Raw genomic sequence first — 13939 nt, forward strand, 5'->3', positions numbered from 1 at the left:
GCTGGCCGCGTGAGTCGTCCACGTCCTGTCCCGCCGGGCCCCGGCCAGCAGTCAGTGTGGGACTACCCGCGACCGCCCCGCCTGGAGCGGACCACCGCCCGCCTGCAGGTGGTGCTCGGTGGCCAGGTGGTCGCCGACACCACCGAGGGGCACCGGGTCCTCGAGACCAGCCACCCGCCGACCTACTACCTGCCACCGGAGAGCTTCGTCCCCGGCTCGGTGCGGCCGGTGCCGGGATCCTCGGTGTGCGAGTGGAAGGGCCAGGCGGCCTACGGCGACCTGGTGTCCGGCGACGTCGTGGCCCGGCGGGCGGCGTGGTGGTACCCGCACCCGACCGAAGGCTTCCGTGCGATCGCCGGCCACATCGCCGTCATGCCCGGGCTGGTCGACGCGTGCTTCGTCGACGGCGAGCAGGTGCAGCCCCAGCCGGGGGGCTTCTACGGCGGCTGGATCACCTCCGCGGTGGTCGGCCCCTTCAAGGGAGGACCCGGAACCCTTGGCTGGTGAGCTGCCTGTCCGTCCGGCGGGCCTGGCGCCGGCGCACGACGTCCGGGTGGCGGCCTTCGCCGAGCTGTCGGCCGAGACGGCCTACCGGCTGTGGGCGCTGCGCGCGGAGGTCTTCGTGGTGGAGCAGGACTGCCCCTACCTCGACCTGGACGGCCGCGACCTCGAGCCGGCGACGCGCCACCTGTGGGTCGAGCGCGAGGGGCTGCCGGTGGCGACCCTCAGGCTGCTCGACGACGGCGACCGGCTCCGGATCGGCCGGGTGGCCACGCGGACCGACGCCCGGGGCGACGGACTGGCAGCGGGACTCGTCACGGAGGCACTGGCCCTGGCGGGGGAGCGCGAGGTCGTGCTGGACGCGCAGTCGCACCTGGTGGACTGGTACGAGCGGTTCGGGTTCGTGCCGAACGGCCGCGGGTTCGTCGAGGACGGCATCCCGCACACCCCGATGAGCCGTCCCGGCACCTGAGAGCGGCCTCCACAATCTTCCGCGGCGTGTCGTCACGCGCCTGCAGACTTCGAACACGTGTTCGGCTAAATTCGTCCACAGGAGTCCTCTCCGCAGTCACACCATCCACCGATCCGTCGGCGGCAGGGTCGGCTGTCGGTGCTGGCTCCTAGCGTCTGACCCGACAGCAGATCGACCATGGTGCCGACGAGAAGTCGACACGAGAACTGGTGCGGGTCGAAGGCAGGCGCACCCGACACGACGAACAGAAAGCAGGTGTGGCGATGGCTCGCCCGAACCAGGCCGTGAACGCTGGCAGCAGCCAGGACATGAAGCTCAAGGCCCTCGAGACCACGATGGGCCAGATCGAGAAGAACCACGGCAAGGGCGCCGTGATGCGGCTGGGCGACGACGTCCGCCCGCCCATCGAGGTGATCCCCACCGGGTCGATCTCCCTCGACGTCGCCCTCGGCATCGGTGGCCTCCCGCGCGGCCGTGTCGTCGAGATCTACGGGCCGGAGTCCTCCGGTAAGACGACCGTGGCTCTCCACGCCGTGGCCAACGCGCAGCGCAACGGTGGCATCGCAGCGTTCATCGACGCCGAGCACGCCCTCGACCCCGACTACGCCAAGAAGCTCGGCGTCGACACCGACGGGCTGCTGGTGAGCCAGCCCGACACCGGTGAGCAGGCCCTCGAGATCGCCGACATGCTGATCCGCTCCGGCGCCATCGACATCATCGTCATCGACTCGGTCGCGGCCCTCGTGCCGCGCGCCGAGATCGAGGGCGAGATGGGCGACAGCCACGTGGGTCTCCAGGCCCGCCTGATGTCGCAGGCGCTGCGCAAGCTCACCGGTGCCCTCAACACCACCGGCACGACGGCGATCTTCATCAACCAGCTGCGCGAGAAGATCGGCGTGATGTTCGGCTCGCCCGAGACCACCACCGGTGGCAAGGCGCTGAAGTTCTACGCGTCGGTGCGCCTCGACGTCCGCCGCATCGAGACCCTCAAGGACGGCAGCGAGCCGGTCGGCAACCGGACCCGCGTCAAGGTCGTCAAGAACAAGGTCTCGCCGCCGTTCAAGCAGGCCGAGTTCGACATCCTCTACGGGCAGGGCATCTCCCGTGAGGGCGGCCTGATCGACATGGGTGTCGAGCAGGGCTTCGTCCGCAAGGCCGGTGCCTGGTACACCTACGAGGGCGACCAGCTCGGGCAGGGCAAGGAGAACGCCCGCGCCTTCCTCAAGGACAACCCCGACCTCGCCGACGAGATCGAGAAGAAGATCAAGGAGAAGCTCGGCATCGGCCCGCAGGTCGACAAGCCGGCCGACCCGGTGGTCGAGGTCCCGGTCGACTTCTGATCGTCGGGCCGCAACGAGCTCGACGACCTCCACGAACCCCGACGGATCGACGGACTCCCTTCATGAGCGAACGTCATGACGCGGCCAGGGCTGCCCTCCAGGCGGCCCTGGCCGCGTCGTCCTCCTCCACCACCCCTGAGGCGCAGGGAGACCGGACGCGGACACGCCGACGCCGACGCACTGCACCCCCGGACCCGGAGCAGGACCTCCAGGGACGCGACGACGAGCCCGACCCCTACGACGTGGCCCGTCAGATCGTGCTGCGCCAGCTCGCCATGGCGCCACGAAGCCGCCAGCAGCTGCGCGACAAGCTGCGGCAGCGCAACTGCCCCGACGAGGTGGCCGAGGTCGTCCTCGACCGCATGGCGGAGGTGGGGCTGGTCGACGACGAGGCGTTCGCCGGCATGCTGGTCCGCTCCCAGCAGGCCGGTCGCGGCCTGGCGACCAGGGCTCTCGCCCAGGAGCTGCGCACCAAGGGCGTCGACCCCGAGACGGCCCAGGCCGCCCTCGCCGACATCGACCCCGAGGACGAGCGCGAGCGCGCCCGGGCGCTGGTCGACAAGAAGCTGCGGACCATGCACGGTCTCGACGCGACCGTCCAGACCCGCAGGCTGGCAGGGATGCTGGCGCGCAAGGGGTACCCGTCCTCGATGGCGTTCGCCGTGATCCGCGAGGCCTTGGCCGAGGCGCCGGAGCACCGGCGCGACTGAGGTCCGTATCCTCGCTGCGTGTCACCACCGCAGTCGCCGAGCTTCGCCGGACTCGCTGCCCGGCGCCTGCGCACGGTCGCCGGTGCCACCCGGACGTCACGGCGCAACCGACACCTGGCCAACCTGCTGGCCTTCATCGCCGGCATGCTCAACTCGGTGGGCTTCGTGGCGGTGTCCGTCTACACCTCCCACATGACCGGCCTCACCGCCTCCGTGGCCGACCACCTGGTCCTGGGATCGATGCGCCTGGTCGGCATCGGGCTGGAGGCGATCACGTGCTTCGTCCTCGGTGCCGGCACCTGCGCGGTCGTGTTCAACTGGGGACGGCGTCGCCACCACGAGGCCCGGTTCGCCAACGTCCTCGTGCTGGAGGCGCTCCTGATCCTCGCCTTCGGCGGCCTCGCCGACCAGCTGACGTGGCGGCACCGCGACCTGGTCTTCGTCGCCGTGCTCTGCTTCACGATGGGGCTGCAGAACGCGATCATCACCAAGATCTCCGCCGCCCAGATCCGCACCACGCACGTCACGGGCATGGTCACCGACATCGGCATCGAGCTGGGCAAGGCCGCCTACCGCAGCCGCATGCCCGGCCAACCGCCCGTCGTGGCCGACCTCGGCAAGCTCGGCCTGCTCGCCGGACTCGTCGGGCTGTTCTTCGTCGGGGGAGTGGCCGGAGCCGCGGGCTACCTCGCCCTCGGGTTCACCGTGCTCCTCGCGCCAGCCCTGGTCCTGCTGGTCGTGGCGACCCCGCCCCTGCTCGTCGACCTCCGGGGGCGTTGACGCCTGCCCAGCAGTGGGCATGAGACTGCCCCTGACGTCCACCGCGAGGGTGGCCGCCAGGGGCGGTGTCCAAGGGTCCGGAAGTGGCCGTCACGCTGCTCGGTCCCCGTCGTGACGCTGGCCGCCTTGATGCTCCGAGAAGCAGGGGCACCGATGTGGGCAGCCCGTGCGGCGTACCGGGTCGTGCGCAGCACGTACCCTTGTCGGTGCGATGAGCACACAGACGACGCAGAAGACCTACGACGTGCGCACCCACGGGTGCCAGATGAACGTCCACGACTCCGAGCGACTGGCCGGCCTCCTCGAGACGGCCGGCTACGTCGACGTCAACAGCCTGGCGCCGGGGGAGCGACCCGACGCCGCGGACGTCGTCGTCTTCAACACCTGCGCGGTGCGCGAGAACGCCGACAACAAGCTCTACGGCAACCTCGGCCAGCTGCGCCCGGCCAAGACCCGCAACCCGGAGATGCAGATCGCGGTCGGTGGCTGCATGGCCCAGAAGGACCGGGACACGATCGTGAAGAAGGCGCCCTGGGTCGACGTCGTCTTCGGCACCCACAACATCGGTAGCCTCCCCGCGCTGCTCGACCGGGCCCGCCACAACAAGGAGGCGCAGGTCGAGATCCTCGAGAGCCTCGAGGTCTTCCCGTCCACGCTGCCGACCCGACGCGACTCCGCCTACAGCGGCTGGGTGTCGATCTCGGTGGGCTGCAACAACACCTGCACGTTCTGCATCGTGCCCAGCCTGCGCGGCAAGGAGGCCGACCGCCGCCCCGGCGACGTGCTCGCCGAGGTGCAGGCGCTGGTCGACCAGGGCGTCGTCGAGATCACCCTGCTGGGCCAGAACGTCAACACCTACGGCGTCGAGTTCGGCGACCGCCTGGCCTTCGGCAAGCTGCTGCGCGCCTGCGGTGAGATCGAGGGGCTGGAGCGGGTGCGGTTCACCAGCCCGCACCCGGCGGCCTTCACCGACGACGTCATCGCCGCCATGGCCGAGACGCCCAACGTCATGCCGAGCCTGCACATGCCGCTGCAGTCCGGCTCCGACAAGGTGCTGAGGGAGATGCGCCGGTCCTACCGCAGCGCGAAGTTCCTCGGCATCATCGACCGGGTCCGCGAACAGATCCCCGACGCGGCCATCACGACCGACATCATCGTCGGTTTCCCCGGCGAGACCGACGAGGACTTCGAGCAGACCCTCGAGGTCGTGCGCGCCTCCCGGTTCTCCAGCGCCTTCACCTTCCAGTACTCGATCCGGCCCGGAACCCCGGCGGCCACGATGGAGGACCAGGTGCCCAAGGCCGTGGTGCAGGAGCGCTACGACCGGCTCATCGCGGTGCAGGAGGAGATCTCCTGGGCCGAGAACCGCGCCATCGAGGGCCGCGAGATCGAGGTGCTCGTCGCCACCGGCGAGGGCCGCAAGGACACCGAGACCCAGCGCCTGTCCGGCCGCGCCCGCGACAACCGGCTGGTCCACTTCGCCGTGCCCGAGGGAGCGGAGAAGCCGCGGCCGGGCGACATGGTCACCGTCGGCGTCACCTACGGCGCACCGCACCACCTGGTCGCAGACGCCGCCCTGAGCGGTGGCCCGTATGCCGTGCGGCGCACCGCCGGTGGCGACGCCTGGCAGGCGCTCCAGGACGCCCCGGTGCCCGGCAAGCCGGCCGTCTCGCTGGGCATGCCAGGGGTCGGGCGCCCGCAGCCGTCAGCGGCCTCGCAGCCGGCCTGCGCCACCAGCTGAGGCCACCAGTTGAGGCCACCAGCTGAGGCCCGCGGCTGACGCCGGGGAACGCCAGGAGCGCCGGACCCGATCGGGCCCGGCGCTCCTGGCGTTCTGACCTGTCACACACGGTGGCGGACAGGGGTCTGGCTCACGGAGGGGTCTGGCCCTCGTCGCCCCCGCCACTGCCGATGCGGTCGTCGAGGATGTCGCGGCCCTTGTCGACCTGCTCGGCATGCTGGTCGCCGAGGCGTTCGTCGGCCATCCGCTTGCCGCGGTCGAGCGCGGCGTCGCTCTGTTGCTCGACCTGGTCGTCGTGCTCGTTGGCCAGCTCGCCGGCCTTGTCCTTCATCTTGTCGAACATGCCCATGGCGGGATCTCCTTCGGTGGTTCCTTCGCTGGTGTCATGTGTCGACCACGAGTGGCCCCGCGGACCCCTCCACCGTGCCCCAGCCCCACGCGGTACGCGACTCGAGGGTCTGGGAGACTGCCCGCCATGACCGTGCGCCCCATCGTGATCACCGGAGAGCCAGTCCTGCACCAGCGCGCCCAGCCGGTGGGGTCCTTCGACGACGACCTCCGGGCCCTGGTGGAGGACATGTTCGAGACGATGGATGCCGCCCACGGCGTGGGCCTGGCCGCCCCGCAGATCGGGGTGGGCCTGCGCATCTTCACCTGGCAGATGGAGAACTCCGACGGCGCACCCGAGCGCGGCGTCATCGTCAACCCCTACGTGAGCCCGTCGAAGCCGGCTCAGGAGGACCCCGACCCCCACGACGACGTCGAGGGCTGCCTGTCGGTGCCCGGTGAGAGCTTCCCGCTCAAGCGGGGCGAGAAGGCCAGCATCACGGGCTTCGACGTCGACGGCAACGAGATCTCCTTCGAGGCGACCGGCTGGTTCGCCCGGTGCATGCAGCACGAGTACGACCACCTCAACGGGTTCCTCTACGTCGACCGGCTCAACGACAAGTGGGGCAGGAAGGCGAAGAAGGCGGTCAGGCGCAACGGCTGGGGAAAGCCCGGCCACACCTGGATGCCCGGCGTCGACCCCGACCCGTTCGGGCACGACGCCCCCGACGAGCACGACCTGTAGGAGATGGGCGGCCCGAAGGAGCAGCCGGTCGTCGTCGCCGTCGTCGGCCCCACGGCCACCGGCAAGTCCGACCTCGCCCTGCACCTCGCCGAGGAGCTCGGCGGCGAGGTGGTCAACGCCGACGCCTCGCAGCTCTACCGCGGCATGGACATCGGCACGGCGAAGCTGCCCCCGGAGCAGCGGCGCTGCATACCCCACCACCAGCTCGACGTCCTCGAGGTGACCGAGGAAGCCAGCGTCGCGGCCTACCAGCAGGCGGCCCGCGCCGACCTGGCCGACATCCTCGCCCGCGGGCTGCACCCCGTCGTCACCGGCGGCTCGGGGCTCTACGTGAGGGCGGCCCTCGACCGGCTCGAGATCCCGCCGACCGATCCCGAGGTCCGGCGCCGGCTGGAGGCCGAGGCCGAGACGGTCGGCACCCCCGCGATGTTCGAGCGGCTCCGCGAGTCCGACCCGGTCGCCGCTGACGCCATCGAGCCGGGCAACACGCGGCGGATCGTCCGGGCGCTGGAGGTCATCGAGCTGACCGGGCGCCCCTTCTCGGCGACCATGCCGAGCCGCGAGTACCTCTCGCCCACCGTGGCCCTGGGCCTCGACGTGCCGCGCCCGGTGCTCGACGAGCGCATCGAGGAACGGGTGCGGCGGATGTGGCGTGACGGGCTGCTCGACGAGGTGCGCGGCCTCGAGCAGGTCGGCCTGCGCGAGGGGCGCACCGCCTCCCGCGCGATCGGCTACGCCCAGGCGCTGGCCGAGCTCGACGGGGCCCTCACCGAGGAGGAGGCTCAGCGCCAGACCGCGGCCCTGACCCGGCGCCTCGCGCGGCGGCAGCAGTCGTGGTTCCGCCCCGACCCGCGGGTGACGTGGCTCGACCCGAGGGTCGACGACGTCGTCGCGCGAGCCGTCGACGTCGTCCGCGGCGCGATCAGCGAGAATGAGCGGCATGGCTGACCAGCTCGCCTTCACCAAGGGGCACGGCACCGAGAACGACTTCGTGCTCGTGCCCGACCTCGACGGGACCCACGACCTGATGCCGAGCCAGGCGGCGCTGCTCGCCGACCGGCGCGCAGGCATCGGCGGCGACGGCGTCATCCGCGTCGTGCCGACGGTCGCGGCGAGCGAGGAGTCCGTGCGGGCCCAGGCCAGCGAGGCCCGCTGGTTCATGGACTACCGCAACGCCGACGGCAGCGCCGCGGAGATGTGCGGCAACGGGACCCGCGTGTTCGCGGCCTACCTCCGGCGGGAGGGCCTCGAGAGCGCCTCGGCGTTCGCCATCGCGACCCGGTCCGGGGTCAAGCGGGTCCGCTTCGAGGCCGACGGCCTCATCGCCGTCAACCTCGGACCGTGGCGCTTCGCCGACCCCGAGAACGCCGGTGACGACGGCATCGACGCCCTCGTGCACGTGCCCGGACACGACCCGTTCTCGGCCGTCAGCCTCGACCTCGGGAACCCGCACACGGTGGTGGCCCTGCCCGAGACCGTCGACCTGAACAGCCTCGACCTCACCTCGCCGCCGGTGGTCAACCCGGTGCCGCCGCAGGGCACCAACGTCGAGTTCGTGCGCCCCCGCGGCCTGGGCCACATCAGCATGCGCGTCCACGAGCGAGGCGTCGGCGAGACCCGCTCGTGCGGCACGGGTGCCTGCGCGGCGGCCCTCGCCACCCGCTTGTGGGCCGGCGCCGGTGCCCCCGACACCTGGATCGTCGACGTGCCCGGTGGACGCCTGCGGGTCACCGCCCTGCCGGGCCAGGAGGTCGAGCTCGCCGGCCCCGCGGCCCTCGTCGCCGACGGCGTCACGAACCTGGTCTGACCTCGGCTGGTGTGACCTCGTCTGGTGTGACCTCGGCTCGGGTGACCGCCAGCACCCGGAAGCCCTTGTCCGAGGCGTAGCGGGAGACGGTGAACTCGCCGGCCGGCAGCTGCTCGGCCAACCAGCGCTGCAGGGAGTCGGAGCCGAGGTTCTTCTGCACGACGAGGTATGCCGTGCCGCCGGCTTCCAGCCGCGGCAGCCAGGTCAGCAGCATCTCGTGGAGCACGGCCTTGCCGACCCGGATCGGCGGGTTCGACCAGATCGCGGCGAAGCGCACGTCGTCCGGCACGTCCTCGGGCCTGACGGCGTGGACGCCCTCGGCGCCCAGGGACCGTGCGTTGGCCTGCGCCAGCGCGAGCGACCGCTCGTTGACGTCGACGGCCCAGACCCGGGCGCCGGGGGAGAGCAGGGCCAGGGTGAGCGCCACCGGGCCCCAGCCGCACCCGAGGTCGAGCAGGTCGCCCGTGGCCGGCGGGTCCGGCACCTCCCGCAGCAGCACGGCCGTGCCCTTGTCGAGCCCGTCGGGGCTGAAGATGCCGGGGGCCGTGCGCACGCTCAGCTGCCGGCCGGCGAGGCACACGGTCAGGGTGCGCTGCTCGCCGGCGCTGGCGGGCTGCGCCGTGAAGTAGTGGTCGCTCTGGCTCATCAGCGCACACGCTAGCGAGCGGCCCGACGACGCGGCACCGGGACTCCCCGGCGTGAGCACCCCCACTCCCGGCATAAACAGGTCGCCTGCCCTGTTCCTGTGATGAGACTCTTGAGGGGATATGACTTCACGCACTGACCTTTTCCACCTGAGGGCCGAGGCCCTGGCCGACGAGGACCTGCTCCGCACGACCGCGGACGACCTCGACACCTACGACGACACCTACGACGGCGAGCAGTTCGACCGCGAGGAGCGTGCGGCGCTGCGCCGAGTCGCCGGGCTGTCCACCGAGCTCGAGGACATCACCGAGGTCGAGTACCGGCAGCTGCGCCTCGAGCGCGTCGTGCTCGCTGCGGTCTGGACCGACGGCACGGCCGAGGACGCCGACAACTCGCTGCGCGAGCTGGCCGCCCTGGCCGAGACCGCCGGCTCGACCGTGCTCGCGGGGGTGGTCCAGCGCCGCTCCAAGCCCGACACCAGCACCTACCTCGGCTCGGGCAAGGCCGAGGAGCTGCGCGACATCGTGATCTCGGAGGGCGCTGACACGGTCATCTGTGACACCGAGCTGACCCCCAGCCAGCGGCGCGCCCTCGAGGACGTCGTCAAGGTCAAGGTCATCGACCGCACCGCGCTGATCCTCGACATCTTCGCCCAGCACGCCAAGTCCAAGGAGGGCAAGGCACAGGTCGAGCTCGCCCAGCTCCAGTACCTCCTGCCCCGCCTCCGCGGCTGGGGTGAGTCGATGTCCCGCCAGGCCGGTGGCCAGGCAGCCGGCGGCCAGGGCATGGGCTCGCGTGGCCCGGGTGAGACGAAGATCGAGCTCGACCGACGCCGCATCAACCAGCGGATGGCCAAGCTCCGCCGCGAGATCAAGGAGATGAAGACCGGCCGCGACACCAAGCGGGCCAGCCGCAAGGCCCACGCCGTGCCGAGCGTCGCCATCGCGGGCTACACCAACGCCGGCAAGTCCTCGCTCCTCAACCGGCTCACCGGTGCCGGGGTGCTCGTGGAGAACCAGCTGTTCGCCACCCTCGACCCGACGGTCCGCCGTGCAGAGACCCCCGACGGCCAGCTGTACACGCTGGCCGACACGGTGGGCTTCGTGCGCCAGCTGCCGACGCAGCTGATCGAGGCGTTCCGCTCCACGCTCGAGGAGGTCGCCGACGCGGACCTGGTGCTGCACGTCGTCGACGGGTCGCACCCCGACCCCGAGGGCCAGATCAGCGCGGTCCGCGCGGTGCTGGCCGATGTCGACGCCGCCGACGTCAAGGAGGTCATCGTCGTCAACAAGGCCGACGCGGCCGACCGCGAGGTGCTCGACCGGCTGCTGCGGCACGAGAAGCACTGCATCGTGGTCTCGGCCCGCACCGGCCGGGGCATCGCCGAGCTGCGTGACCTGATCGCCGACGAGCTGCCGCGTCCCACCATCGACGTGGACGTCCTGCTCCCGTACGAGCGCGGCGACCTCGTCAGCCGGCTGCACGACGAGGGCGAGGTGCTCGGCTCGGAGCACACCAGCGACGGGACCCGGGTGCAGGCCCGGGTGCACCCGGACCTCGCCGCCGAGCTCACGGCATACCCGGCCTGACGCCGGCCCGGCACAGCACACGAACGACGGAGCCCGCCGCCCCCTGAGGGGCGGCGGGCTCCGCTGTCAGCGGCTGCGGCGGCTCAGCTGCCGGACTGCTGCTGCACGGTGTCCTTGGCGTCCTGGGCGCTGCCCTTGACGTCGTGGGCCGCGGACTGACCCTCGGACCTCACGGTCTCGACGGCATCCTGCGCCGTGTCCTTGACGGACTCCATCGAGTCCTTCGCGGGCTCCTTGAGGTGCTCGGCCGCCTCCTTCGCCACGGACTGGGCCTCCTGCACCACCGGCTGGGCCTTCTCCTTGACGGTCGAGGCCGCGGCGCGCTCCTTCTCGCTCGCAGGCAGCAGCGAACCGAGGAGCCACCCGGCACCGAGGGCGATGACGCCCGCGGCGAGCGGGTTGCCCTGGGTCTTCCGCTTGGCGGTGTAGGTGGCGTCCGACGCACGGTCACTGACGCCGGAGGCCATGCCGGAGGCGCGGTCGGTCAGGCCCGAGGCCGCCCCGCCGGCTGAGCTGGTCATGTCGTCTGCCGTTCCCATCACACGCTCCTTCACGCTCGTCGCGGCCCCGGTGACCTTCTCGCCGACCTTGCCTGCCTGGCGCTTGGCGACGTTGCCGGGCGATGCAGCCTCGCCGAGCGCGTTCACGTCACGGCTCAGCTCGCTGCGGGTCCGCTCGATGTCGGCGCGGATCATGTCGGGGTCGTTGCTCATCTGCTCGGTCATACCCGGTCCTCGTTTCCCTTGAGCGCGGGCGGAACCTGCTTGGCGGTCTCCACCGTGCGCTTCATGCCCTGCACTTCCTTGAGCTTCTTCCGGCCGATGCTGGCCAGGGCGGCCGCCACGATCGCCCAGAGGACGCCGACGATGACCGCGGACCAGCCCAGGCTGCCGATGAGGTCTCCGATGGCCCACCACAGGGCGATGGAGAGGAACAGCACGGCGTAGGACGCGGCCGCTCCGGCACCGCCCAGCATCCCGGCGCCCTTGCCGGCACGCTGTGCGGAGTCGCGAGCCTCGGCCTTGGCCAGCTCGACCTCCTGTCGCATCAGCGTCGAGAGGTCGCCCGCGATGTCGCTGATGAGGGCGCCGATCGAGGAGACCTCGCCCTTCACGTACGTGTCGTGCGAGCCCTGGATCTGGTCGTCACCGAAGCCGCCGGTGCCAGGGCCGCTGGTTGCGGCAGTGCTCATATGCGCTCCTCACCCGTTCCCGGGGCCAGCCCGGTGGAGGCGCCCGGACCCGTCGGGGGGACGGCGCCCGGCTCCGGCCAGCCGGTCTCGTCGGGCAGCGGCGTGGGCTGCGTGGTGGACTGCGGGGCCGCCGTGGCGGGGCCCGGGTTGTAGCCGTTGCTGCCAGTGCTGAAGTCGGTGCCGGGTGCCCGCGGCACGGAGGTGCCGTTGAACTGGCCCGCCGTCGTCTGCACGCCGGCCATGCCGTTGCTGGAGCTGTCGTCGGAGGCCTCGGCCGCGAGGCCCCGGGTGAGACGGCCCCCGAGGAAGCCGACGGCGGCGGCAGCGGCGAGGAAGGTCCCGGGCTTGCGGCGGGCAAAGCCGGTCACCTCGTGGAGGACGTCTCCCGGCTCGCGTGTCTCCAGCCAGCCGGCCAGGGCGCTGACCCGGTCGGACGCCTGCTGGGCGAGGTCGCTCGCGAGGCCCTGCTGTGTGGACTGCCCACGGGCCATCGCCCCGAGCTCGTCGCCGAGGCTGCGCAGGCCGCTGGCGGCCCGCTGGTGCTGGGTCGCTGCCTGGTCGCCGAGCTCGCCGCGGACCTGCTGGTAGAGCTGCTGGGCCTGGTGCTTGGCCTCGGAGGCGACCTCCTGGGTCTGCTCCTTGGCGGTCTGCGCGACCTGCTGGCCGCCCTGCTTGGCGTCGCTGGCCACGCTCTTGGCCTGGTCCTTGGCGACGTCGCTGGTCGAGCCCTCGGGCTGGGTGGTGGTCGGGATCGCGGTACTGGTGCCAAACGGTCGGTCGGTCATGCCGTTGTTCCTCTCGTGTGGTCTGAAACGCGCTACGTGCCAGGCGATGAAACGCCCGACTGCTTGAGCGCGGGTACTGGCACGAGAGGCGCCGTTCCCTTGTGCCACCACCGTGACACGGGCCCGGGGAAAGGGCGACTCGAGGGACTCCGGGACCGCGCCGGACCTGCCCGGTCCGGTCGTGCGTGACCTGTGGGTGGCCGCCAGTAGCGTTGCCCCGTGCCCGCCGAGATGCCGTTCGAGACCACCACCGCCCGTCTCCGCCTGCGCCGCCCGGTCGACGGCGACCTGCCGTTCCACGTCGCCCTCCACACCGACCCGCGGCTGTACACCCACGCTCCTCAGGCGATGCGCACTGAGGACGAGAACCGTTGTGTCTTCGACGGATTCGTCCGGCACTGGGACGAGCACGGCTTCGGGTACTGGGTGGTCGAGGACCTGGCCACCGGGGCACCGGTGGGCATGGCCGGGGTGCGTCACGCGGGCGACCACCTCAACCTCTACTACCGCTTCGACCACGACGCCCACGGCCGCGGCTACGCGCGCGAGGTGGCGCGCGAGGCGGTGGTCCTGGCCACCGAGTGGCTGCCCGGTATGCCGGTCCGGGCCGTCGTGCGGCCGGCTCACCACGCGTCGCTGCGCACCGCCGAACGGGCGGGGCTGTTCCGTGCGGGCACCGTGCGCCACGCCGACGACCGGCCCGACGAGGAGCCCTCGGTGGTGCTCGAGGCGCCCCGGGTGGTCGGGGTCGCGGACGTGGAGCGGGTGCCGAGTCGTGAGCAGGTGCTCGACCTCTGGTGCCGGGTCAACGACGCCGGCGGGGCCGTCGGCTTCGCGCCCGGCGCGGGCCGCGACGAGGTGGAGGCGACCCTTGCCCGGCACGAGGCGACCATGGCCGCCGGGCGGGCGGTCCTCGGCCAGCTGCTCGACCCCGCAGGGCGGCTGCTCGGCCTCGCCTGGTGGGACGAGTCCCCGACACCACTGCTCGCGCACGCCCGCTGGCTCTACCGGGTGATGGTCGACCCCGACCTGCAGGGCCGCAACCTCGGCCGGCTGCTCATGGCCGGCATGCACCGGCTGGCCCGGGAGATGGACGGCGTCGAGCTGGTCACCCTCGACTACCGCAGCGGCACGGGCGTGGGCGGCTTCTACGCCCGGTGCGGCTACACCGAGGTCGGTCGCGTGCCGGGCGCCATCCGGGTCGCACCGGGCGACGACCGCGACGACGTCATCATGGCGCGCCGGCTCGACGGCGCGGCGCTCCAGCCGCACGGCGGCAGCTGACCCCCCACATGACCGCACCCG

General features: G+C 72.0%; 16 protein-coding genes. 11 read left to right on the top strand and 5 right to left on the bottom strand.

The window, feature by feature from the left end; translation table 11 throughout:
- Positions 1–9 precede the first annotated feature (9 nt).
- The 6 genes from BMW78_RS07560 (at position 10) to miaB (ending at position 5544) form a co-directional block, all read left to right on the top strand.
- Complete coding sequence (locus BMW78_RS07560) at positions 10–507, top strand: DUF427 domain-containing protein (protein WP_091757963.1); 498 nt, start codon at positions 10–12, stop codon at positions 505–507.
- Entirely contained in the window at positions 497–973 is a 477-nt protein-coding gene (locus BMW78_RS07565; RefSeq protein WP_245735722.1) for a GNAT family N-acetyltransferase, read from the top strand. Before BMW78_RS07560 ends, BMW78_RS07565 begins: the two co-directional genes overlap by 11 nt.
- A 308-nt stretch (positions 974–1281) precedes the next feature.
- Positions 1282–2313, top strand: a complete 1032-nt coding sequence (gene recA, locus BMW78_RS07570; protein WP_091758293.1) for a recombinase RecA — start codon at positions 1282–1284, stop codon at positions 2311–2313.
- Positions 2314–2375: 62 nt separating this feature from the next.
- Positions 2376–3023 carry a regulatory protein RecX gene (locus BMW78_RS07575; RefSeq protein WP_091757964.1) on the top strand — a complete coding sequence of 216 codons (648 nt, stop codon included), beginning with the start codon at positions 2376–2378 and terminating at the stop codon, positions 3021–3023.
- 18 nt (positions 3024–3041) lie between these two features.
- Complete coding sequence (locus BMW78_RS07580; protein ID WP_245735723.1) at positions 3042–3803, top strand: YoaK family protein; 762 nt, start codon at positions 3042–3044, stop codon at positions 3801–3803.
- 211 nt (positions 3804–4014) lie between these two features.
- A complete protein-coding gene (gene miaB, locus BMW78_RS07585) occupies positions 4015–5544 on the top strand; it encodes a tRNA (N6-isopentenyl adenosine(37)-C2)-methylthiotransferase MiaB (RefSeq protein ID WP_091757965.1) in 1530 nt (509 codons plus the stop codon).
- Positions 5545–5674: 130 nt separating this feature from the next.
- On the opposite strand, the gene BMW78_RS07590 is transcribed toward miaB, so the two are convergent.
- The gene (locus BMW78_RS07590) at positions 5675–5893 is read right to left on the bottom strand and encodes an antitoxin (RefSeq protein WP_091757966.1); all 219 of its coding nucleotides are present in this window, start codon (positions 5891–5893) and stop codon (positions 5675–5677) included.
- 126 nt (positions 5894–6019) lie between these two features.
- Here BMW78_RS07590 and def point away from each other — a divergent pair, with 126 nt between their 5' ends.
- From def to dapF, 3 genes are read left to right on the top strand one after another with little or no spacing between them, the layout of a single operon-like run.
- Positions 6020–6616, top strand: coding sequence for a peptide deformylase (gene def / locus BMW78_RS07595; RefSeq protein ID WP_091757967.1), 597 nt, complete (start codon positions 6020–6022; stop codon positions 6614–6616).
- A gap of 3 nt (positions 6617–6619) precedes the next feature.
- The gene (gene miaA, locus BMW78_RS07600) at positions 6620–7564 is read left to right on the top strand and encodes a tRNA (adenosine(37)-N6)-dimethylallyltransferase MiaA (RefSeq protein WP_091757968.1); all 945 of its coding nucleotides are present in this window, start codon (positions 6620–6622) and stop codon (positions 7562–7564) included.
- Entirely contained in the window at positions 7557–8423 is an 867-nt protein-coding gene (dapF, locus tag BMW78_RS07605) for a diaminopimelate epimerase (RefSeq protein ID WP_091757969.1), read from the top strand. The genes miaA and dapF overlap by 8 nt, the downstream gene beginning before the upstream one ends.
- On the opposite strand, the gene BMW78_RS07610 is transcribed toward dapF, so the two are convergent.
- Positions 8407–9069, bottom strand: coding sequence for a class I SAM-dependent methyltransferase (locus BMW78_RS07610; protein ID WP_091757970.1), 663 nt, complete (start codon positions 9067–9069; stop codon positions 8407–8409). The genes dapF and BMW78_RS07610 overlap by 17 nt on opposite strands.
- A gap of 121 nt (positions 9070–9190) precedes the next feature.
- On the opposite strand from BMW78_RS07610, the gene hflX reads away from it, so the two are divergent.
- Positions 9191–10657, top strand: a complete 1467-nt coding sequence (gene hflX, locus BMW78_RS07615; protein WP_091757971.1) for a GTPase HflX — start codon at positions 9191–9193, stop codon at positions 10655–10657.
- A gap of 83 nt (positions 10658–10740) precedes the next feature.
- Here the strand turns inward: hflX and BMW78_RS07620 are convergent, their stop codons facing one another.
- Genes BMW78_RS07620 through BMW78_RS07630 form a run of 3 tightly spaced genes read right to left on the bottom strand, consistent with a single transcriptional unit; the run spans position 10741 to position 12634 of the window.
- Entirely contained in the window at positions 10741–11382 is a 642-nt protein-coding gene (locus tag BMW78_RS07620; RefSeq protein ID WP_245735724.1) for a DUF3618 domain-containing protein, read from the bottom strand.
- A complete protein-coding gene (locus BMW78_RS07625; protein ID WP_091757972.1) occupies positions 11379–11849 on the bottom strand; it encodes a phage holin family protein in 471 nt (156 codons plus the stop codon). The genes BMW78_RS07620 and BMW78_RS07625 overlap by 4 nt, the downstream gene beginning before the upstream one ends.
- The gene (locus BMW78_RS07630) at positions 11846–12634 is read right to left on the bottom strand and encodes a hypothetical protein (protein ID WP_091757973.1); all 789 of its coding nucleotides are present in this window, start codon (positions 12632–12634) and stop codon (positions 11846–11848) included. The genes BMW78_RS07625 and BMW78_RS07630 overlap by 4 nt, the downstream gene beginning before the upstream one ends.
- 219 nt (positions 12635–12853) lie before the next feature.
- Between BMW78_RS07630 and BMW78_RS21000 the strand changes: the two genes are divergently transcribed.
- On the top strand, positions 12854–13918 hold the full coding sequence (locus BMW78_RS21000; RefSeq protein ID WP_091757974.1) for a GNAT family N-acetyltransferase: 1065 nt from the start codon (positions 12854–12856) through the stop codon (positions 13916–13918).
- Positions 13919–13939: the final 21 nt, after the last annotated feature.

It is taken from the genome of Pedococcus cremeus (assembly GCF_900111375.1).
In the GTDB taxonomy this organism is placed as follows: Bacteria; Actinomycetota; Actinomycetes; order Actinomycetales; family Dermatophilaceae; genus Pedococcus_A; species Pedococcus_A cremeus.

What these genes read in the sequence shown, in the direction of transcription:
- recA (WP_091758293.1), top strand. Translation starts at nt 1,282, where the DNA reads ATGAAGCTCAAGGCCCTCGAGACCACGATGGGCCAGATCGAGAAGAAC.
- BMW78_RS07575 (WP_091757964.1), top strand. Translation starts at nt 2,376, where the DNA reads ATGAGCGAACGTCATGACGCGGCCAGGGCTGCCCTCCAGGCGGCCCTG.
- miaB (WP_091757965.1), top strand. Translation starts at nt 4,015, where the DNA reads ATGAGCACACAGACGACGCAGAAGACCTACGACGTGCGCACCCACGGG.
- BMW78_RS07590 (WP_091757966.1), bottom strand. Translation starts at nt 5,893, where the DNA reads ATGGGCATGTTCGACAAGATGAAGGACAAGGCCGGCGAGCTGGCCAAC.
- def (WP_091757967.1), top strand. Translation starts at nt 6,020, where the DNA reads ATGACCGTGCGCCCCATCGTGATCACCGGAGAGCCAGTCCTGCACCAG.
- miaA (WP_091757968.1), top strand. Translation starts at nt 6,620, where the DNA reads ATGGGCGGCCCGAAGGAGCAGCCGGTCGTCGTCGCCGTCGTCGGCCCC.
- dapF (WP_091757969.1), top strand. Translation starts at nt 7,557, where the DNA reads ATGGCTGACCAGCTCGCCTTCACCAAGGGGCACGGCACCGAGAACGAC.
- BMW78_RS07610 (WP_091757970.1), bottom strand. Translation starts at nt 9,069, where the DNA reads ATGAGCCAGAGCGACCACTACTTCACGGCGCAGCCCGCCAGCGCCGGC.
- hflX (WP_091757971.1), top strand. Translation starts at nt 9,191, where the DNA reads ATGACTTCACGCACTGACCTTTTCCACCTGAGGGCCGAGGCCCTGGCC.
- BMW78_RS07620 (WP_245735724.1), bottom strand. Translation starts at nt 11,382, where the DNA reads ATGACCGAGCAGATGAGCAACGACCCCGACATGATCCGCGCCGACATC.
- BMW78_RS07625 (WP_091757972.1), bottom strand. Translation starts at nt 11,849, where the DNA reads ATGAGCACTGCCGCAACCAGCGGCCCTGGCACCGGCGGCTTCGGTGAC.
- BMW78_RS07630 (WP_091757973.1), bottom strand. Translation starts at nt 12,634, where the DNA reads ATGACCGACCGACCGTTTGGCACCAGTACCGCGATCCCGACCACCACC.